Here is a 20,616-nt window from a genome sequence, read left to right on the forward strand (position 1 = left end):
ATAGGCTACAATATAGGTATAATGTGACAAGAAGGTGGAAAGTCCGTGATTTCATTAAAAGAAATGATAACGCCAATTCCATATCAAATAAAAGAAGAGACAACTCTCGCTGAAGCATTAACTATCATGAAAGAAGAGAAACATAGTCTCTTGCCTGTGGTAGATAAGCAAGAAAAGTTAATTGGAGTCTTTACAAGAAGCAGATTATATCAAATGATACAGGAAGAAAAACCACTCCGAACCCCCATTAAAAATCATATTAAAAATAAAGTGTATTCTTTACGTATAGATACCCATTTTGAAGATTTAGAGGAAATTGTCCGTCATAGTTCAGTGGGCACTGGTGTAGTGGTTGATACGGAAAACAGAGTGCTAGGATTGTTTACAAAAGCAGATATGGTGATGGGGCTCTTGAACACCACTAGTACCCTCAAGGATCAATTGAACACTGTGGTAGAGAATGCAACCATTGGAGTATTGATGACGGACGGAGAAAAAAATATTGTTTATGGAAATAATCGTTTCTGGCACATGACGGGGCTGAGTAGAGAAGAAAATATAGATAAGTCGGTGACAAAGGTAATCCCTGAGATATTGGAGCTCTTAAGGAAAGTACAATGGAATACCCCAATAACCATTAAGAGACTGAAATCCATCCTAACTATTAATACCTATCAAACAGTCCGGAATCAGGCAGGATTTATTGTTCTTTTACACGATATATCGGAGCTGGAAGGCATAGCATCAGAGCTTGAGTCCGTTAAAAATCTAAAGCAATCTCTTCAAACAGCAATGGAACATGCTTATGATGGAATATTGATGGCAGATGACCAACAGACAATCCAAATGGTCAGCCCCTCTATGTTGGAGTTGTTCAATTTAGAGTATAAGGATGTATTACATAAAAAAACGGAAGAAGTCTTTCCTCATTTTCAATTATCAAAAGTATATGAAACAGAAGAAGCCGATGTTAGTGATTTCCATGAGATAAATGGAATCAAGTATATCATTCACCGAATCCCCGTCATACAGGAAGGTCGGGTAGTCGGAGCAATCGTGAAAATAATGTATCGGCAGTTGAATGAAGTCAATGAACTTTTCAAAAGACTCCAAAAGGCAGAAAACAAAGCAAGCTTCTACCACACTGAACTGAAGAAATCCGAAAATGCGAGGTTTACTTGGGATCATATTATAAGTGAAAATGCAGTGATGGAAAAAATCAAAAAGAGTGCTGCAAAAGCGGCAAAAGGCCGATCAACCATTTTAATCAGAGGCGAGAGCGGGACTGGCAAGGAGCTATTTGCACATGCGGCTCATAACAGTTCTGCTAGAAAAGACGGGAAGTTTGTTATAGTAAACTGTGCGGCAATACCGGAGGATTTATTAGAATCAGAATTCTTCGGGTATGAAGAAGGTGCTTTTACTGGGGCTAGGTCACGAGGAAAAATTGGAAAGTTCGACTTAGCGAATGGTGGGACCTTATTCTTAGATGAAATTGGGGACATGTCATTGACCCTCCAGGCTAAGCTGTTAAGGGTGTTGCAAGAAAGGGAATTTTATCGTGTGGGTGGTACAAAAAGAATTCATGTGGATGTAAGGATAATCGCAGCTACCAATCGCAACTTGGAAGAAATGGTGATAGATGGTACGTTCCGTGAAGATCTTTACTACCGATTGAATGTCATTTCTTTATTCATTCCACCTCTCCGGGAAAGAATGCAGGACATAGAAATCCTTTCCGATAAAGTAATGAGGGAGCTTAACCGTGTTATAGGTACAAGCATTACCGGCTTTGAGCCAGCGGCAAAACAAATACTAATGTCTTATCATTGGCCAGGAAATGTCCGTGAACTTAGAAATGTGATGGAGCGGGCGATGACATTTGCTGAACATGGGAAAATCAAAGTGGAGGATCTGCCAGATTATATGCTCGGAAGTACCAATGTCTTTTTGGAAGAAATTGCGGTTACACAAGAGGAGACTATGGTAGAGAGCGCAGAGCGTCAAGCAATTGAAACAGCTTTAACGAAAACAAAAGGCAATAAAGCAAAGGCTGCAAAGATGCTTGGAATCAGTCGGTCGAGTCTTTATGATAAATTGAGGAAATACCAATTATGAGATGTGAATGAATGTTTAAAAAGGCGAATCCTAGATGGAACTCGCCTTTTCTTTATTTAGAAAATCCGAAAATGTTAATGTCTAGTACTATTTTAAGGGTTTCTAGATTCATCTTTTACCATCACAGTATCCTGCCACTTTTGATAAAGATAAATGAGCAGTGCGACGAGGGTTGTAAGCACCAGTACTCCAAATTTGTACATTTCTTTTCACCATATACAGTGTAAACATAGAAGTGTCCAGATATTGGACGCTTTATTTATATTGAAGTATTAGGAGAGGTATGGAGCTCTTTACTTGCTCAATATCAGTGTTGGCACAATTCTTGCATATATAATGTTGATTGCAATGAAAAGGGAGGAAAGTGTATGAACATTGGAATGTATCTGTCGCAAAATGCCAGGAAGGTGCCGGAAAAGCTTGCTATCGATTGTGAGGGGAGACAGTACAATTACGACCAGTTCAACAGGGAAGTAAATAAACTTGCTCACGGTTTGTTAGACCTTGGTATCTCAAAAGGGGACAAAGTGGCTTTCATGATGAAAAACTCTGATACCTTTGTTTTTTCCTATTTTGCAGGTGCAAAGATTGGTGCTGTTATTGTACCAATGAACTTTCGTTTAACTGCCACAGAAATTCAATATATCCTAGAGCAGTCAGAAGCGAAAGTAGTCATCTGTGATGAAGAATTTGAAGGAACCATTGGAAAGGCGATTGCGGGCACTGATGTGGAAAAAGTAGTTGTGGTAGGGGCGCCGACTATTGCTCAAAACAGATCATACAAGGAAGTATTATCATCTAATGAAGAGGACCCAAAAGTGGATGTACTTGAAACAGATGATTTAGAAATTCTGTACACCTCCGGAACGACTGGTCGCCCAAAAGGTGCTTTGTTCGACCACAGAAGAATTTTCAATGTAGGCCTTTCCATGATGATCAGTATGGGAATCAATCAGCAAGAGCGGTTCCTACATATTGCACCACTGTTCCATTCTGCCCAATTAAATTTATTCCTTGTATCCGGAACAATACTTGGAGCAACTCATTTTATTCACCGTGATTTTCATCCAGTTCATACACTTCAAGCGATACAGGAACATAAGATCACTCATTTCTTCGGAGTGCCGGCCATGTTCAACTTCCTTTTACAAGTACCTAATGCTGACAGTTATAATCTTTCTTCCATCAAACGTTGTGGATATGGAGCGGCACCAATGGCACCAGAGCTTGTAAAAAAGAGTATGAACTTATTTAAAAATGACCAATTTTTCAATCTCTGCGGTTTAACGGAGGCAGGACCAAACGGAATTTTATTAGATCCTAATGGCCACAAAAAACACCTAGGGAAAAATGGAAAACCTTCGTTTTTAACGGAAGCAAGAGTAGTCGATGAAACAGGCCAGGAAATTGAAGTAGGCGGAGTGGGGGAATTTGTCCTAAAAGGTGAATCCATCATGAAAGAATATTATAAAAAGCCGGAAGAAACGAAAGCTTCCCTAAAAGATGGCTGGTTATATACAGGAGATTTGGCCACCGTTGACGAAGAAGGTAATATCACCTTGGTGGACCGCAAAAAAGACATGATTATCTCTGGAGGGGAAAATGTTTACTCCATCGAGGTGGAAGAAGTGCTATACGAACATCCTCAAGTTCTCGAGGCGGCCATTATCGGACTCCCGGATGAAGTATGGGGAGAAGCGGTATGTGCAGTTGTAGTTCCTCATAAAGATCAAGTGATCAATGAAGAGGAACTGAAACAATTCTGCCGACAGAAGCTCGCAGGCTACAAGGTTCCTCGGAGAATCTTTGTGGAAGAGATGCTTCCGAGAAATGCATCTGGAAAAATACTGAAATACCAGCTGAGACATCAATTAAATGAAGTAAATGCATAGGGGTGGATTGATTTGAAATCGCTTTCAACAAAAAGAGAAGCAAGAAAACATCCATACTTAACAGAAGACCATCAACAATTCAGGAAGTCTTTGCGTAAGTTTTTGGAAAGGGAAGCAGTTCCTTTTTATGATGAGTGGGAAAGTGATCGCATCATTCCCCGTTCGTTTTGGACGAAGATGGGGGAGCAGGGCTATCTTTGCCCAGATATCGATGAAAAGTATGGGGGAAGTGAAACAGACTGGGGGTATTCAGTCGTCATAAACGAAGAGCTTGAGCGTGTAGGTACAGGCTTAATCGGCGTTGCTCTTCACAATGATATCGTGGTCCCATATATCACAAGCTTCGGGACAGAGGAGCAGAAGCAGAGATGGCTACCTTCATGTGTGACAGGTAGAACAATAACAGCTATTGCCATGACAGAGCCTCGGACTGGGTCTGACCTTGCGAATATCAAAACCACGGCAAAACTAGAAGGTGACCACTATATTGTAAATGGAGCAAAAACATTCATTACGAATGGAATCCATGCCGATCTAGTTATCGTGGCTGTGAAGACAGACACAGAAATTCGCCCCCAGCATAAAGGAGTCAGCTTGCTCGTAATTGAACGGGGACATCCAGGCTTTTCTAGAGGCCGGAAGCTGGACAAAGTGGGGTTACACTCGCAAGATACTGCTGAGTTATTTTTCGAGGATTGTAAGGTTCCTAAGGAAAACCTACTTGGTGAGGAAGGTCGTGGGTTCTTATACTTAATGGATAAACTGCAGCAAGAAAGGCTGTTGGTGGGCATTGGAGCCCAGATTGCTTCAGAAGAAATGCTACAATCCACTATTAACTATGTGAAAAGCAGGGAAGCATTCGGCAGGCCAGTCAGTCAATTTCAGAATACGCAGTTTAAAATAGCCGAAATGGCAACAGAAGTAGAGATGGGAAGAGCTTTCCTAGACCAGCTCATCGCAGATCATATTGCCGGAGAAGATGTCGTGACAAAGGTGTCGATGGCAAAATGGAAGCTCACGGAGATTGCAAGAAACATTGCTACTCAGTGCATGCAGCTTCATGGCGGATACGGCTATATGGAAGAATATAAGATTGCAAGAAGATACCGTGACATTCCTGTTGCTAGTATTTATGCAGGAACCAACGACATTATGAAAACGATTATTGCCAAAAACTTAGGATTGTAGGAAGGGAGATTTTTCACCATGAGAGAAGTCGTCATTGTAGAAGGGGTACGAACACCTGTCGGGAGAAGAAAAGGGTTATTGAAGGATTACAGGCCAGATGATTTGGCTGGGGAAGTGCTGAAGGAGCTAGTAAAGCGTGCTGGAATTGAGGCAGGACTTGTGGAAGACGTCATCCTTGGTTGTGTGACACAGTCTGGAGAACAGGCCGGGGACATTGCGAGGGTCGCCGCCTTGATTGCCGGTTTTCCGATTGAAGTGCCAGGTACTACGCTTGACCGACAATGCGGGTCCAGTCAACAGGCTGTTCATTTTGCGGCACAGGCTATCCTTTCAGGTGACATGGACATTGTTATTGCAGGCGGAGTAGAGAATATGACGAGAGTTCCGATGGGATCCAACTATCAAAAGGCACCATTCAGTGACAGGTTGCAGGAAAAATATGAAATTATCAACCAGGGACTTTCAGCGGAAAGGATTGCCGAGAAGTACGGATTTACACGAGAGGAGTTAGATACCTTCTCTTATGAAAGCCATCAAAAAGCATTAAAAGCTCAAGCCGAGGGTTATTTTGCAAAAGAGATTATACCGATTGAAGTGACATTGGAGGATGGCTCCACATTTATGATGAAGGAAGATTCCGGTCCTCGAATGGAAACGTCAGTGGAGGCACTTGGTGGATTAAAGCCCGTCTTTAAAGAGGATGGCGTTATCCATGCAGGAAATGCAAGTCAGATCAGTGATGGAGCTGCGGCACTTCTTTTGATGACAAAGGAAAAGGCATTGGAACTTGGGTTGAAACCACGATTCAAAGTTCACACAAGAGTGGTGGTCGGGTCCGATCCAACCTTGATGCTAACAGGACCGATTCCGGCAACGGAAAAAGTGCTGCAAAAATCAGGCCTGTCCATTGATGACATGGATGTGTTTGAAGTCAATGAAGCCTTTGCTCCGGTACCGATGGCATGGTTGAAGGAAACAGGAGCAGATCCGGTTAGGCTCAATCCGAACGGAGGGGCAATTGCATTAGGACATCCTCTAGGGGCAAGTGGAGCCAGGTTGATGGTCAGCATGATGCATGAACTCGAACGGACTGGTGGAAGATACGGCCTTCAAACAATGTGTGAAGGTCATGGAATGGCAAATGCAACTATCATTGAAAGGCTCGATTGAAACTTAAACATTAGTAGGAGGATGAAAGATGTCGATAACGATTGGGAAAATCTTTGATCTTACAGTACAAAAGTTTCCGGATAAAGAAGCGCTTTACGATGTGAAGAAAAATGTACGTTATACCTACAAGGAATGGAATAGGGAAATCAACAGGTTAGCCAATGCCCTTTTGAAAGAAGGAGTGAAGAAAGGGGACAGAGTCTCCACGTTACTTTTTAATACGGAAGAACTTGCAACGACGATGCTTGCTTGTGCGAAAATCGGGGCAGTGTTCAATCCAATCAATTTCCGTTTGCAGCCGGAAGAAGTGGCATTTATTTTAAATGATACCCAGCCAAAAGTCGTGATGTTCGAAAAAGCGTTGGAACCTGTTGTGGCTTCCATTGCTTTACGCTTTGAAAAAATAGGCTTTTGGATAATTGATGGAAAAGGGGGCGAGTATTCCTCTTCCTATCAAGAAAAGTTGAAATTGACCTCCGCTGATGAAGTGGTATCAAATGTTCTCGAAAATGACACGTATGCCATCATGTATACAAGTGGAACGACGGGAAGGCCAAAAGGGGTGGTGCACAGTCATAGAGACATGGCAGAGCAAAGCTTGATCGTCATTTCAGCCACTAAGCTTGAAGCGGAAGATATTGGACTGGTGACAGCCCCTATGTTCCATTGCGCTGAACTGCACTGTGCCGTCATCCCAAGAATCCATGTAGGAGGCAAGAATGTCATCCTTCACCAATTTGAACCGAAAAAGGTGCTCCAGCTGATCCAAGAGGAAAAGGTGACAAAGTTTTTTGCCGCCCCAACCATGTGGAATATGTTGTTGCAGGAGAACTTTAATGATTATGATTTAAGCAGTCTGAACCTTGGATTATACGGAGCTGCCCCAATGGCACCGGCACTTGTCAGGGCGTGTCATGACTTGCTGGGAATTTCCCTTGTCCAAGCGTATGGCATGACCGAAATGGGACCGGCGATCACTTTCCTATCTGAAAAAGATCAGCTCAGGAAAGCAGGATCTGCTGGGCAGGCCTGCCTGAATCATGAGATTCGGATTGTGCGGCCGAAGGAAGATGGACCAAGTGACCCTGATGATATGTTGCCTGCAGGAGAAGCGGGAGAAATTCTTGTAAAAGGCCCATGCATCATGAGCGCTTATTTTAACAGGGAGGAAGCGACGGTGGCTGCAATGTATAAAGGCTGGTACCATTCAGGGGACATTGGTTATCTGGATGAAGAAGGCTTTTTATATGTAAAAGACCGGGTGGATGACATGATCATCAGCGGCGGGGAGAACATCTATCCACGGGAAGTCGAAGATGTTCTTTATGAACACCCTGCTGTGTTGGATGTAGCCATTGTCGGTCTGCCTGATGACCGTTGGGGAGAGACGGTAACAGCGTTTGTGGTGAAAAAGAATGAGGCAGTGACAGAGGAAGAATTGGATGCTTTCTGTTTGAATAACTCCGGACTTGCTCGCTATAAACGCCCGCGTAAATATATATTTGTTGATGCGCTTCCTCGAAATGCGAGCGGGAAAATTCAAAAGTTTGTCTTGAGGAAGCAGATGGAAGAACTTGTGACAGGGGAAACACCATCCTGATGATAGAGAAATTGCTAGAAGGCATTAGAATACTTGATTTCACAAACTATCTACCAGGGCCATATGCCACGCAAAGATTGGCAGATCTTGGAGCGGAAATCATCAAAGTGGAACCATTGGCAGGAGATCCCGCCCGTCATACCGGGGTAAAACGTGATGGGACGGGTGTGGTTTATCTCGCAAATAATTATGGGAAAATGAGTGTATCCATCGATCTGAAAGACGAGGGAGACAAGGATAAAATAATGGGTTTGCTTGAAGGTTGCGATGTTATCATAGAAAGCTTTCGACCTGGCGTCATGTCCCGGTTCAATCTAGACTATGAGTCTCTCAAACTGCGAAAACCCGACATCATCTATTGTTCCATTACAGGTTACGGGAACAATGGTAGGTGGAGCAAGCTTGGAAGCCATGACATCAATTATATGGCACTAAGCGGGATGCTTGCTCAATTAAAGGATACATCTGGCCGACCCATCCACCCTTCCATCACTATAGCCGACTACTTCGGCAGTATGGCAGCTTGTGAAATCGTGCTTGCACTGTTATTAAAAAAGGAGCGGTCGGGTATAGGCGGCTACCATTCTATCAGTCTGACGGACGTAGCCGCTTCCTATATGGGGACCCACTTATCCATCCATCAGGAAGTAGGAGAGGAGCATGGCATCACGCTACTGAATGGTGACATCATCAGTTATGGAATTTATGAAACGAGGGATGGGCGATTCATGGCACTAGGTGCGCTTGAGCAAAAGTTCTGGCAGAACTTCTGCGAAGCGGTGGACCGGGAAGAGTGGCTCGGGGCGCATTTTTCCGACAGAAGATACAGTAATCCAGTTTCCCATGGGATGGAAGAGTTGTTTGCTGGTCGAACTTTTGAAGAGTGGATAACCTTTAGCCAAGTGGTCGATTGCTGCATGACTCCGGTATTGGAAGTAGGGGAGCTTTCAAGTTATCCATATTTTAAAGAGAATAATAGTATTTTTCTTGATGATGCAGGAAATTTAAATGTAGCTATGCATACAGGAGGGTCAAAGAAACTTAAGAACGCACCTGCGGTTGGAGAACATACAGCGATATGGTTGGACGAGCTTTAAAGTAAGCTAAATTCATTTAATCGAAAGGGGTAATGTTGGATGATGAATGTACCAATGACCGTCAGTTCCATGCTGGAAAGAGCGGAGAGATTTTTCCCGAATAAAGAGGTTGTTTCAAGAACTCTATCAGGTGTGCAGCGTTTGTCCTATCGAAAAATCGGGGAGCGGACTCGCCGTTTATCAAGTGCACTGGAAAAGCTAGGGGTACAAAAAGGCGATAGAGTCGGAACCTTCGCATGGAATCATCACCGCCATTTAGAAACTTATTTCGGAATTCCAGGAATGGGGGCAGTGCTTCATACGATTAATATCAGGCTGGCTGCAGAGCATGTATCTTATATTGTCAATCATGCAGAAGATGTGGTGCTTTTTGTGGATGAAGACCTGTTGCCGTTAGTTGAACGTGTGAAGGATGAATTGGGAACGGTGAAAGCATTCATCATCATGACAGATAAAGAAGAGCTCCCATCGACTACCTTACATCCTGTTTTCTCTTATGAAGACTTACTAGAAGAAGGGGATCCGAACTACTCCTTTGTAAAAGATATCGATGAAAACGAAGCCGCAGGTATTTGTTACACTTCCGCCACAACCGGTAACCCGAAAGGTGTCGTGTACTCTCACCGCTCATTGGTGCTTCATAGCTACGCACTCGGCTTGGCGGATACTGCAGGGCTGTCGGAATATGATACATGTATGCCGGTTGTGCCGATGTTCCATGCAAATGCGTGGGGACTACCTTTTGCCGCAACTTGGTTCGGTACGACACAGGTGTTGCCCGGTCCACAGTTCACTCCGCAACTCTTGGCAGAATTGATAGAGAGCGAGAATATTACATTGACTGCCGGCGTACCAACCATCTGGCTTGGTTTGTTGAATGAATTGGAAAAAGGATCGTATGATACTTCAAGTCTGAGGGCAATATTGTGTGGTGGTTCGGCTGCACCTCGCGGGTTGATCAAGGCCTTTGAAACAAAATACGGCATACCATTCTTACATGCATACGGCATGACGGAAACGACGCCGCTTGCCACAGTTTCCAGGTTGAAAAGTCATCAAACAGATTTAGATGAAGAAAAAATGCTGGACATCCGCTCGATGCAAGGCTTGTTGGTTCCTGGCCTTGAGATGAAAATTGTCGGTGCAGAAGGGGAAGTAGAATGGAACGGCGTAGAAATGGGTGAGCTATGCTTGCGCGGCCCTTGGATTGCAGATGAGTATTACAAGGATGAACGTTCAGCAGATGCCTTCATTGATGGATGGCTTCACACAGGTGATGTAGTCACTGTGGATGAAGAAGGAGTTGTGAAAATCGTTGACCGTACAAAAGATTTAATTAAAAGCGGTGGCGAATGGATATCTTCTGTCGACCTAGAAAATGCGATCATGGCACATGAGGCAGTATTCGAAGCAAGCGTTGTAGCCATTCCCCATGACGAGTGGCAGGAAAGACCTGTCGCTTGCGTCGTGTTAAAAGAGGCTTTTGTCGGCAAAGTAGAAAAGCAGGAGATCATCGATTACATTTCACCACAGTTCGCCAAATGGTGGTTGCCGGATGAAGTAATCTTCATGGAAGAAATCCCGAAGACATCGGTAGGGAAGTTCCTGAAGAGGGCGCTAAGGGATATCGTGGAGAAAGAGATGAAGAGTACGGTGGAGTAAAGGAATTTATAAGTAGACAGGCCTTTCGATTTTTTGAAAGGCTTTTTTCTCATAGAATATCAAAACTGACATCGACTTATAAAGTCAATGCCAGTCTTTATGCCAGACTATCTTAGTATTCCCTCTCTTCCCAAGACTGCCTCGAATCCTAAGCGGGCTTCCTCCAAGACGGATTCTCTCCACTCTCCGTCTTCCGGGTAGAACATCTTCTTGAATTCATCCAACACCCACTGTCTATCTTCTTCCCTTTCAGCGCCATACCAATAGAGCTGGTTTTCGAGAAGGATCGTGGTGAATTCTCGTAGCTCGGCCTCCTTGTCATCTCCAAAGGTACCGAATTCAAAAAGGGCGGAGAAGAGATACGTATCTGCATGTTCTTCTTTTTTAAGCTTATGGAAGTGGTTGGTGGAATCGCCCTTCACCTTTTCCGGTGAAAACTTTTGAATGTTTTTTAATGGGTACAATGCCTTTAATTCCTCTTCATCTCGTGGATCGGTATCAGATACCACCATGGTAATTTCATTTGATGGACCCAGAGCTGTGTGCCAATCCATATGAATGACACGTAAGTAGGTGGAAAGGAGCCTTTTCTGAACACTCTTCAGGAACTGGGCAGATTCCTCCGGTCCCTTGCCTCCGAAATATACCCCTCGCTCAAACTCGAACTGTCCCATGCCTTTTGCCTCGCTGATTCCACTATAGCCTTCCTTGAAAGAAGCTTTGGTCAGAAGGGAGTACAGGTCTGTTTTTTCCTTCTTTACGTTTTGTACTTTTCCGCTCGGCAGAAAGAGATCCTTTACATTGGCGAAGTTTTTGTTCACGTCCTCCGGAACAGAATCAGGGTTGTACAAATAATTTCGGTTAAGGTCAATATTATTTTCTGTAACCCTGCGGAAATTCCTCATTCCCCAAGGATTCAAAGCATGTATCAGACAGATACCGGTTGTTTGTGGGTCTATTCGGTTCAGATATTCATCCACAAAAAGATGAGTTACGGCTGCCCCGGCATACCCTTCGATACCGTGTTCCCCTGTGGTGAAGAAGAGGACCTGTTCATTGGAGGAGAGGGCTTCAGAATAAATCATATCAATCGTGTTATTCTTTTCTTTTCCTATATTTTCACTTGTCAACCTCGCTTCAGGCCAAATGCTCCTGATCTTTTCCAAGTGGCCCAAAAATTCTTTTCGGGATTCCTCATAATTGGTTTTAAAATATTTCTCGATTTCCATCATGATAACAACACCTCTCTGGTTTTATTTGAGCAATTTCTTTGATAAGGGATGAATGCCAATACTTTGAACAACCAAAGAGATCAGCACTGCGGCAAACGATAAAGAAATAATCAGGCCAGTATTATCCGCCTCTTTTGCCTGAAGGCTCAAGATCAGAAAAACGGACATGGAACCTCTCAGGCCGGACCAGCTCAAAAGGATGGATTCTTTCCAGCTGAACTTTCTTCTCCATGGCAGAAAGAGCTGGGTTGAACCTGTTACAATGAGCAGCCTTATTATGAGCGAAGCCAGGAAAATCAGTATGGCAAGACCCCAGTGGTCAAACGATAGATGTTGACCGGCAACTATTCCAATTAACAGGAACAATAGGGATAGAATGGAGATTTCCACCACCCCCCAAAAGCCGTCAAGGGATTCACGGAAGTGGTCATCCTTAATGGAACGGTCAAATTCGAATGAGAGCATGATTCCGGCAAAAACAGTAGCCAGCACTCCGGAAAAACCGAAGTGCTCAGCAAAATTAAATGCGCCATAGGCAAGGATGATGCTGAGGGTAACCTGATACTCTTTATGGTGGGTAATGTGTATCGCCTTACTGAACAGCCAACCGACTGCTAGCCCAATGAATATCCCTCCGAGGGAAACATACAGGAACTCCCCCAAAAACATCCCGACTCCTAGAGATTTTCCATCTTTCAGAAAGATGCCCGATATTACCGTAAACAATACAATGCTTGTTCCATCATTGATGAAAGACTCTCCTTCCACCACTTCCGCCATCTTTCTTTTACCAGATGCTTTCTCTAGAATGGACGTAACGGAGACAGGGTCGGTAGGTGTCAGGATGGCCGCAATCAAAAGACAGCCAACAAAGGATATGGAAACAATAGGGATACTAACGGCATAGATCGCCATTCCAAGAAGAAACACAGTTATCAGAATTCCTGCTGTTGCCAAAAAAGCAATAATGCCACCATTTCTTCTAAATGCTGCGGGCGGAAAGCGATAGGCCGAAACAAACAATAGACCCGGTAAAAAGAGATGATAGATCACATCTTTTGTGACCTCAATGGATGAGAAATAAGGGATGAAAAACAGTCCTATACCGATCAACACTAGAATCGGGGGAACCGGAATATCCTCTTTTTTCTTATCGATGGTGAAGATAATATAGCCGATTAACAACAAGAGTATATATGGTGTAGTATTCATCATTATAGCCTCCCGGGTAAAAAGGGACTGAGGAGCTCCTAAGGAAAACCGTTCATCCAAATGTTAAAATTGATTATATTCCATTTTTTTAGGTGCTCTACTCGAAATCATCCGGATTTTTTTCGCTCTCCTTATTTTTTTCTTATCAGGTGTCTCCCTTTGAGGGTCGATGTCCTGATTAGGTTCGTTTTTCTTGTTTTCTTGTTCAATGGATAAATCATTTTTGTTTTGCTCTGACTTTTTCATTTCACATTCTGCTCCTTAAATTTGATTACTGCCCCTTAGAGGAGCTACCCAGAGCTTTCATAAAGTAGGCAGTGGGAAGTAATAGACCCAAACTTGCTTGAATTAGAGCAAAGAATCTCGCACTTCCAACGGGGATAAGGTCCCCATATCCTACGGAAAGCATGGTAACCCCGCTGAAATAAAGGAAGGTTAGAAAATCCTCTGGTGCCTGGTCTCCGGTGTTGTCAGAAATCCTCAGTATGACTTCATTGCCGGCCAACAAATAATACAGAACAGCGAATCCAAAGGTGATGCCAACCATTACAAAGAAAAGTTTTAAAAAAAGGGCCGTATGGACATAGCTTTTTTTGTATGTTTTATTCGTGAAAAAATAGAATAGATTCATCGCTAAAAACACAATGGTCATTCCTATAAGTATGCTTGAGAGCATTTGATACCTCCTTCCTTCTAGTTTTTCGTTTCCCTCCCTACGAACTATAAAACCAAATATTTAAAATGAAATTAATTGCCGATTATAATAAACTCAAAAAGAGATTAGTAAATATCTAGGAAAACAATATATTTCTTCCTCTAATCAACTAACTTTCCACCATAATTATGCTAAAATTAAATGGCAGTAACTTCCTAATGGAGAGGTATTTTGGAGATTCATACATGATATAGCGGATCTGAAACGATCCCAACATGTAAAAGTAATGGATTCATTTCGTTCAGTGGGAGAAATAATCTTTTATTAGTATTAGACATTCCATAAATAAGACGTAGAAGTGAGGTCCACAAATTGAAGAAAAAAGTAGTGCTTGCAGGAGGAACAGGATTCATCGGGAGATACCTGGAAAAGCAATTTATCCAACAAAACTATGAAGTTATCATAATTTCAAGACAACCTCAACACCTATCTTGGACAGATACAAAAGGAATCAGAGAGGCAGTCGATAATGCGGAATTGGTCATAAACCTGGCTGGAAAGTCCGTGGATTGCCGCTATAATGAGAAAAATAAAAAGGGAATTTTTGATTCGAGGACGGAGACAACAAGAATTATTGGGGAAGCAATCGAATGTGTTCAAAACCCTCCAGAGTTATGGATAAACTCCAGTACCGCAACTATTTATCGACATGCTGAAGACAGGGCGATGTCAGAAACAAACGGTGAAATAGGAGAAGGCTTTTCAGTCGAAGTGGCAAAGGCTTGGGAGAAATCATTCTTTGATTTTAATTTATCCCAAACTAGACAGGCTGCATTGCGAATTGCCATTGTACTAGGAAAAGATGGTGGTGTTATGACTCCATTTAAAAACTTGGTCACTTTTGGCTTGGGTGGAGTCCAAGGGCCAGGAACGCAAATGTTCAGCTGGGTACATATCGAGGATGTTTATAAAATCATGCTTTTCCTTAGAGACAGAAAAGACTTAAAGGGAGTGTTCAATTGCTCTGCTCCAAATCCTATCTCGAACAAGCAATTCATGACTGTAATGAGAGAGAAGATGAATAGAAAGATCGGGTTGCCTTCACCGAGATGGATGCTGGAGATTGGGGCTGTCTTCATTCGGACGGAAACAGAATTAATCCTGAAAAGCAGATGGGTCATTCCAGAACGGTTGGAACAAGAGGGCTATCAATTTAAGTACGCCAAGATAGATGATGCATTAGCAGAAATTTTATCCTAGAATATCGGATTGTTTTATTCCCTGCTTCTGAGGGTATACCTTCACTAGATGAAGGGAGTAGATAGATATGACATTAACAAAAGAAAAGCAGAAAACACTTCAAATCAAATTGCAAAAGATGAAAGAAAGCATAGAGAAAAAGCGGGAAAATAGTATCTTGGACGAGTCCCTGCGCGAATCTACAGGAGAAATCACTTCTGGAATCGGCAATCACTTGGCAGAAGGAAACGCCGAGAGAGTGGAAAGAGAGCAGGAACAAACCTTCGAGCAAATCGATGAGAAATTGCTAGGTGAGATTGAAGAAGCTTTAGCCAGAATGGAAGAAGGAACATATGGGACTTGTATAGATACAGGAGAAGAGATTCCATATGAACGACTTGAAGCATTGCCTTATGCGAAACGAACTGCTCAAGCACAAGAGAAGTTTGATAAAGGTGAATGATAATGATTAAAGAGCCACCGGGAACTGCCGGTGGCTTTGAGTTTGAAAAAGAAGGATTATAGCAAACCTAGATCTAATATATGATTAGGAACTAAAAAAAAGAGGAATGCAAAAATGCAGATTTTAGAAGCCACTCTAATATATAATCACCAAGTGCCTTGCACGGATGGAACTTTTACAAATAGTTATGACGTTCAAGTCACCATCAAGTTAAATGAAGAAACCCTTCACTTATTCTATTCGTTAATGGAAGGAGAAACAGTCTGGTTCCACACCTTTGCGTATGATCAATCCGGTTATGAAAGACCTGGCCTACTTTCACCAAATGATTTTAGGATGTTATTCGCTAGCCCAGAGGTTAGCCAACATACAAATAAAGCTGAAAGAAAGCTTGGTATTAATGAAAGATGCGAACTAACTATGTTTCCTGAAGAGGTCTTTAATTCCTTTGATTTTGTATCTTTTCATGATCTATGTAAACGAGTAGCTGGCGTTTTTCATGTGAAGCCCCATGTTTTGACCTTTGATGACCTTGGGATGTGTAGCTATCATGCAGTCAAACTTGAGATGGAGGGTGGACCAATTTATATCCTTTGTAACGATTATCAGTTTGCTTTCACCCAAGAATTAGAAGGATATCCCATAAAATTTCTACATCATAAAGAATTAGCGTCTTATTTTCCTCCCCCATATACGGCTTTTACGGTGGAGGAATTAAATAGCCCTTTCTGTTTAGATAAAATAAACCCTGTCTTAGCAAAAAGGGAAGCCTATAATATTAACTATTGGAAACCGCAAACGATGGGGGATTTCTGGTTTAATTATTGGGATTAAATAAATAGCCTGAGACCTCTATATAGCATGTGTCTCAGGCAATTCTTATCTAATGAATCCTACTTGTTCCACATCCGTATCCCATTTGAAGTTTTTCTTCTTCTTGTTATCTGCTTGTAGATCCGCACAAATCTTTTCTACATCCACTGCTTTTTCATAATGCCACTGCAAGGCGACAGAGGTGTACAACTCATTCAGTTGTGCATAGGAGAATCCATCTGTCAGCTGATTAATCTTCATCAGCTCATCCTCAGAAATGAATTGGAGCATATTCTTCTTTTTCAAATAGCCCATTCTTAATTCCAAAGTAGGAAGTTTAATTTCGTATGCTCTATCAAAACGTCCCGAGCGATTGATGAGAGCGGGATCAATTTTTTCAGGATAGTTGGTGGTCCCAATTAAGAAGATCCCTTCCTTGGAAGTTGCACCATCCAGTATATTTAAAAAGACGGACCTGACTTCTATTGGCATCGAATCAATATCTTCAATTACCAAAGCCATCGGTGTCATCCTGTTTACAGTGGAAAACACTTCATGGACGGAGTAGCTGGAAGTGTGCTCCGTAATCTGCCAATAAGCAACAGGGGCTGTAATACTATTGGCAATCGACTTCACCAAAGTAGTTTTTCCATTACCAGGCTTTCCGTAAAGCAAAATCCCTCTTTTATAAGGAATATTATACGTTTTAAAGAAGGAGCCGCTATCTGTGAAGAACTCGTCGATAGAACGATAGATTTCCTTTTTAAGTGATTCTCCTAAGAAAACATCATCACGTGTAACAAAAGTGGTGATTTTCTCTTTAGTACTGTCAATACCGTTTTCCGTATCGGTAAATACGGTCACATAGTTTTTCGTATAGTCCCGCTTTCTTTTTATCACATAGTTTAAAAAAGTTAAGAGGCCTTCATTACTTTTGGCCAAAATAAAATCATGAATGGTCTCAGTATGGGTTTGAAAAATAGGGCACCTGACCACAGCCACTTCATATTCTTTATAGTAATATAGGGTGTTGGAAAGACGTGGCTTGATGATAAACTCAAGCTGATCTTGATTATGATTAGAGGAAATCGTTCTTGTTTCTAGTCCATCAAAAACATGGGTAACAGCTTCCACTTTATCAGGATGTATCTCTAAGTCCTCTTCAAGTACTTCCCAAATCTCATTGGATGTTTCATCATCCGCATACAGATGAAAGTCAGTCCCATATTTGTGGTGTAGGGCTTTTTTCAGTTTGCTGACCACATAACCAAAATCATAATAGCTTCCGATTTCTTCGCGGTCTTTTTCATTAAAGTGAATTAAATAAGGTGTTTTTTGCATGCAAGTCCTTCTTCCATTTTTGGTAGTTATTTCTTAACATAATATATTTTACTGAGGAAATTCATTTGAGGCAACAAAAAAGACAGTCACATAGAGACTGTCGGTTGGGTTTACTTTATTACTCTCTTAATTTTACTAATAGTCCATCATCATTCCTATTTCTAATGGTCGAGATTTTTCCGTCATTATTGATGTTGATGACCCCAGTGACCGTTGCTGTGTTTATTTGGCCATCCTTATAGTATTCCACGTCAACTTCGAAATTGTAGGCATCGTTTTCAGTATCGTTTATTTTATGTATCGATATATTTTTCGGGAGTAATTGATATTCGTGTTCATGTGCAATTCTTAGATATTCCAGTATAGAATTTGTACTTATAAAACTTCCGATATCATCTACTAGCATTTCATATTTTTCTTCTACATAGTCATGTAATTCAGGTGGGTAAATATCGTCTTGCTCAAGTGCTAGTTTCAGCTCTTCACTAGGTCCTGAAAATTCATTTTCTAAAAAAGCGTTGATGGTAGTTATGTTTTTATCTTTTCCCTTTGATTCCGTTACTGAATTCGAACAACCTGCGATCAAACTTAAGGTAAAAACGAAAGCAACAATATAATGAATTAATCCTCTTTTCTTCATTTGACACCCCCATTTAAAATAGTATCCTAATTATATTTGTTTTTATAGTTCTGCAACCATAACATCAAAACTTTTTATTTCTTTTATATTGTAAGTACACAATCGATGTAAGCAATAATAGCCCAGTAACCCCCAAGAAGATATTTCGGTATATCTCTTCCACTGGTAAGCTTCCTTGCCATACTATCAACAATCCAGTCAGTGCCACTCCAAAGGCTCCGCCAAAGAACTGGACTAGTTGGGCGATTCCCATCCCTGCACCAAGCTCAGATTTATCCATAATTCTAGATATCTCATTGGAAATGCTTGAAGTTAGTGCTGAAAACCCTGTGCTCATGAACATATAGGTAAACAAAATGACATATGGGGAGAAATTCCCTAGTAATCCGAATGAAATGGTAGAGATGATTAGAAATATTTGGCCGAACAAAATCAGTGGCATATTGCCAAAGCGGTCGATGAATCTGCCGATAAATTGAGCGGCGATGGCAGAAAGAATAGCCCCGGGAAAGATAAGCAAGCCGATGGTTGCCGGTTCCTTGTTAAAGATCACCGCCAGCATAATCGGCATTAGAAATAAAGCGGAAAAGTGGGTGACGAATGCCCCAAATCCGATTCCTAACAACCTTACAAACTGTTTGTTCTTTAATAGTGCAGGTTGTATGAATGGCGTGGAGACTTTGTGAATATGGCGCCAAAGCCACAAGAGGGCAGCGATACTCATCAGTAAAATTGGAATCATAAAAGTTGATAGGTAAAGTAGAAGTCCTGTCACGCCAATACCAATTAACATACCACCGAGGTAGTCAAATTTTATTTTCTGTGTTTCTTCATCTGGTAGTAGTTTTCGGAATAGTGGAAGGAGCAGTAAAACGAATCCTGTCACTACAAAAAGGTAATGCCAGCCTAAGTATTGGGTGATGAGTCCCCCAATAACCGGGCCAAGTCCAAATCCGAGGGAGGCAGCAGAAGAGATAAAGGCCATCGCTTTTCCCCTTCTAGAAATTGGGATATATCGGCCCGCCAACACCATGGCCAACCCTGGAACAGCCCCGGCACCTGCAGCTTGTAATAGTCTTGCGGCCAATAGCCATATGAAATCCTGCGAAAAGAACCCGATAATCGAGGAAATGGCCAACAAGCCAAGCCCTATGCTTAGCAATTTTCTAATCGGTAAGAAATCCGACAACCTGCTATATGTCAGGGTTGAAATGGCAAACACGATGGAATAGCCAGATACAATCCAGGAAGCGGTGGAAGAGGATAGGCTCAGCTCGCTCAATACGCTTGGTAAGGCAACATTGAACATGGTCGTATTCATAACAACAAGCCAAACGGTGGCACTCCAGATGAGGATGATTTTATTTTCCTCTATAACGGGTTGTTCTAGTTCTTTAAAATCGGCAGCGTGTGATGCCATGTGTCTCACCAGTTTCTATCTTAGTTTTGTATAAATTCTTGTAGTGCCTTGTAGTTGTTTTTCGCATCTTCATAGCCAAGTTCATATAGGGATTGAAGACGTTCTTTTTTCCGTTCCATTCTGCCTACAGGTAAGGGTTTGCTTGGCTGGAAAACAAAAGTGGAACGTTTTTCTTTCTCAGTTTCAACATAGTCCAATGTGTCATTATAGAGTTTGTACCGAGTCTGAAGGCGCTCTGAAATGATCGGATATTCCTTGTATTTAAAAAGTGAAGAAAATCGGCTTGCTTTCTTTTTATACCCAACAGGCTTCGTCAAAATGACGACATTTTTCTCAAAACCATCTTTCTGTGCTTTTTTTAGCGGGATAGGATCAATGATTCCCCCGTCTAAGAGCACTTTGTCCTGATATGCTACACTTGGTGCGACAAAGGGAAGGGAACTTGATGCGCGTATAATCTGAAGCATATCCTCTCCATGCTGGCCCATATTATAGTAAATTGGTTCTCCAGTTAGACAATCCGTAGTCACTACAACAAACTGTTCCGTTCTATTCAAGAATGTTTCATAGTCATAAGGAACAAGTTTATTGGGAATTTCATCAAATAAAAAGTCCATGTCGAACATCTGTCTCTTTTTCCAAAAGTTCCGATAGGAAAGATACCGAGGATCTCCAACAAAGTCAATATTGACCTTTTTGTTTCTCCCTGGCTGTCTGGATAAATAGGATGCTGCCATGCAAGCACCGGCAGAAACACCAATCACATATGGAAAGTATAAGTCCTTTTCCATAAAATATTCTAAAATTCCGGCAGTATATACCCCTCGCATACCTCCGCCTTCAAGCACTAAACCACTGTTCAACAATTGCAATC

General features: G+C 42.0%; 18 protein-coding genes. 10 read left to right on the top strand and 8 right to left on the bottom strand.

The window, feature by feature from the left end:
- Positions 1-45: 45 nt before the first annotated feature.
- The 7 genes from MKY77_RS09335 (at position 46) to MKY77_RS09365 (ending at position 10,727) form a co-directional block, all read left to right on the top strand.
- Entirely contained in the window at positions 46-2,118 is a 2,073-nt protein-coding gene (locus tag MKY77_RS09335; protein ID WP_339145567.1) for a sigma 54-interacting transcriptional regulator, read from the top strand.
- Positions 2,119-2,486: 368 nt separating this feature from the next.
- Entirely contained in the window at positions 2,487-4,010 is a 1,524-nt protein-coding gene (locus MKY77_RS09340; protein WP_339145568.1) for a long-chain-fatty-acid--CoA ligase, read from the top strand.
- A 12-nt stretch (positions 4,011-4,022) separates the two neighbouring features.
- Complete coding sequence (locus MKY77_RS09345) at positions 4,023-5,198, top strand: acyl-CoA dehydrogenase family protein (protein ID WP_339145569.1); 1,176 nt, start codon at positions 4,023-4,025, stop codon at positions 5,196-5,198.
- 18 nt (positions 5,199-5,216) lie between these two features.
- Positions 5,217-6,368 (top strand): thiolase family protein, encoded by a 1,152-nt coding sequence (locus MKY77_RS09350; RefSeq protein ID WP_339145570.1) that lies wholly within the window; start codon positions 5,217-5,219, stop codon positions 6,366-6,368.
- 28 nt (positions 6,369-6,396) lie between these two features.
- Positions 6,397-7,968: a fatty acid--CoA ligase gene (locus tag MKY77_RS09355; protein ID WP_339145571.1), complete on the top strand. Its 1,572-nt coding sequence runs from the start codon at positions 6,397-6,399 to the stop codon at positions 7,966-7,968.
- Complete coding sequence (locus MKY77_RS09360) at positions 7,968-9,065, top strand: CoA transferase (RefSeq protein WP_339145572.1); 1,098 nt, start codon at positions 7,968-7,970, stop codon at positions 9,063-9,065. Before MKY77_RS09355 ends, MKY77_RS09360 begins: the two co-directional genes overlap by 1 nt.
- 39 nt (positions 9,066-9,104) lie before the next feature.
- Entirely contained in the window at positions 9,105-10,727 is a 1,623-nt protein-coding gene (locus MKY77_RS09365) for a long-chain fatty acid--CoA ligase (protein WP_339145573.1), read from the top strand.
- A gap of 107 nt (positions 10,728-10,834) precedes the next feature.
- Here MKY77_RS09365 and MKY77_RS09370 read toward each other — a convergent pair whose 3' ends face one another.
- The 4 genes from MKY77_RS09370 to MKY77_RS09385 form a co-directional block, all read right to left on the bottom strand.
- Positions 10,835-11,959: a M14 family metallopeptidase gene (locus MKY77_RS09370; protein WP_339145574.1), complete on the bottom strand. Its 1,125-nt coding sequence runs from the start codon at positions 11,957-11,959 to the stop codon at positions 10,835-10,837.
- Between the two features lie 21 nt (positions 11,960-11,980).
- A complete protein-coding gene (locus tag MKY77_RS09375) occupies positions 11,981-13,171 on the bottom strand; it encodes a sodium:proton antiporter (protein ID WP_339149775.1) in 1,191 nt (396 codons plus the stop codon).
- Between the two features lie 63 nt (positions 13,172-13,234).
- The gene (locus MKY77_RS09380; RefSeq protein ID WP_339145575.1) at positions 13,235-13,417 is read right to left on the bottom strand and encodes a hypothetical protein; all 183 of its coding nucleotides are present in this window, start codon (positions 13,415-13,417) and stop codon (positions 13,235-13,237) included.
- A 25-nt stretch (positions 13,418-13,442) separates the two neighbouring features.
- Positions 13,443-13,847 carry an ion channel gene (locus tag MKY77_RS09385; RefSeq protein WP_339145576.1) on the bottom strand — a complete coding sequence of 135 codons (405 nt, stop codon included), beginning with the start codon at positions 13,845-13,847 and terminating at the stop codon, positions 13,443-13,445.
- A gap of 351 nt (positions 13,848-14,198) precedes the next feature.
- On the opposite strand from MKY77_RS09385, the gene MKY77_RS09390 reads away from it, so the two are divergent.
- The 3 genes from MKY77_RS09390 (at position 14,199) to MKY77_RS09400 (ending at position 16,362) form a co-directional block, all read left to right on the top strand.
- Positions 14,199-15,086 carry a TIGR01777 family oxidoreductase gene (locus tag MKY77_RS09390; protein WP_339145577.1) on the top strand — a complete coding sequence of 296 codons (888 nt, stop codon included), beginning with the start codon at positions 14,199-14,201 and terminating at the stop codon, positions 15,084-15,086.
- 67 nt (positions 15,087-15,153) lie between these two features.
- Positions 15,154-15,528: a TraR/DksA C4-type zinc finger protein gene (locus MKY77_RS09395; RefSeq protein ID WP_339145578.1), complete on the top strand. Its 375-nt coding sequence runs from the start codon at positions 15,154-15,156 to the stop codon at positions 15,526-15,528.
- A gap of 114 nt (positions 15,529-15,642) precedes the next feature.
- Positions 15,643-16,362: a hypothetical protein gene (locus tag MKY77_RS09400; protein ID WP_339145579.1), complete on the top strand. Its 720-nt coding sequence runs from the start codon at positions 15,643-15,645 to the stop codon at positions 16,360-16,362.
- Positions 16,363-16,407: 45 nt separating this feature from the next.
- Here the strand turns inward: MKY77_RS09400 and MKY77_RS09405 are convergent, their stop codons facing one another.
- The 4 genes from MKY77_RS09405 to MKY77_RS09420 form a co-directional block, all read right to left on the bottom strand.
- Complete coding sequence (locus MKY77_RS09405; RefSeq protein WP_339145580.1) at positions 16,408-17,682, bottom strand: ATP-binding protein; 1,275 nt, start codon at positions 17,680-17,682, stop codon at positions 16,408-16,410.
- Positions 17,683-17,800: 118 nt separating this feature from the next.
- Complete coding sequence (locus tag MKY77_RS09410) at positions 17,801-18,322, bottom strand: hypothetical protein (RefSeq protein WP_339145581.1); 522 nt, start codon at positions 18,320-18,322, stop codon at positions 17,801-17,803.
- Between the two features lie 64 nt (positions 18,323-18,386).
- Complete coding sequence (locus MKY77_RS09415; protein ID WP_339145582.1) at positions 18,387-19,742, bottom strand: MFS transporter; 1,356 nt, start codon at positions 19,740-19,742, stop codon at positions 18,387-18,389.
- 20 nt (positions 19,743-19,762) lie between these two features.
- Complete coding sequence (locus tag MKY77_RS09420) at positions 19,763-20,608, bottom strand: patatin family protein (RefSeq protein ID WP_339145583.1); 846 nt, start codon at positions 20,606-20,608, stop codon at positions 19,763-19,765.
- Positions 20,609-20,616: the final 8 nt, after the last annotated feature.

This window comes from Sutcliffiella sp. FSL R7-0096 (assembly GCF_038595065.1).
In the GTDB taxonomy this organism is placed as follows: Bacteria; Bacillota; Bacilli; order Bacillales; family Bacillaceae_I; genus Sutcliffiella_A.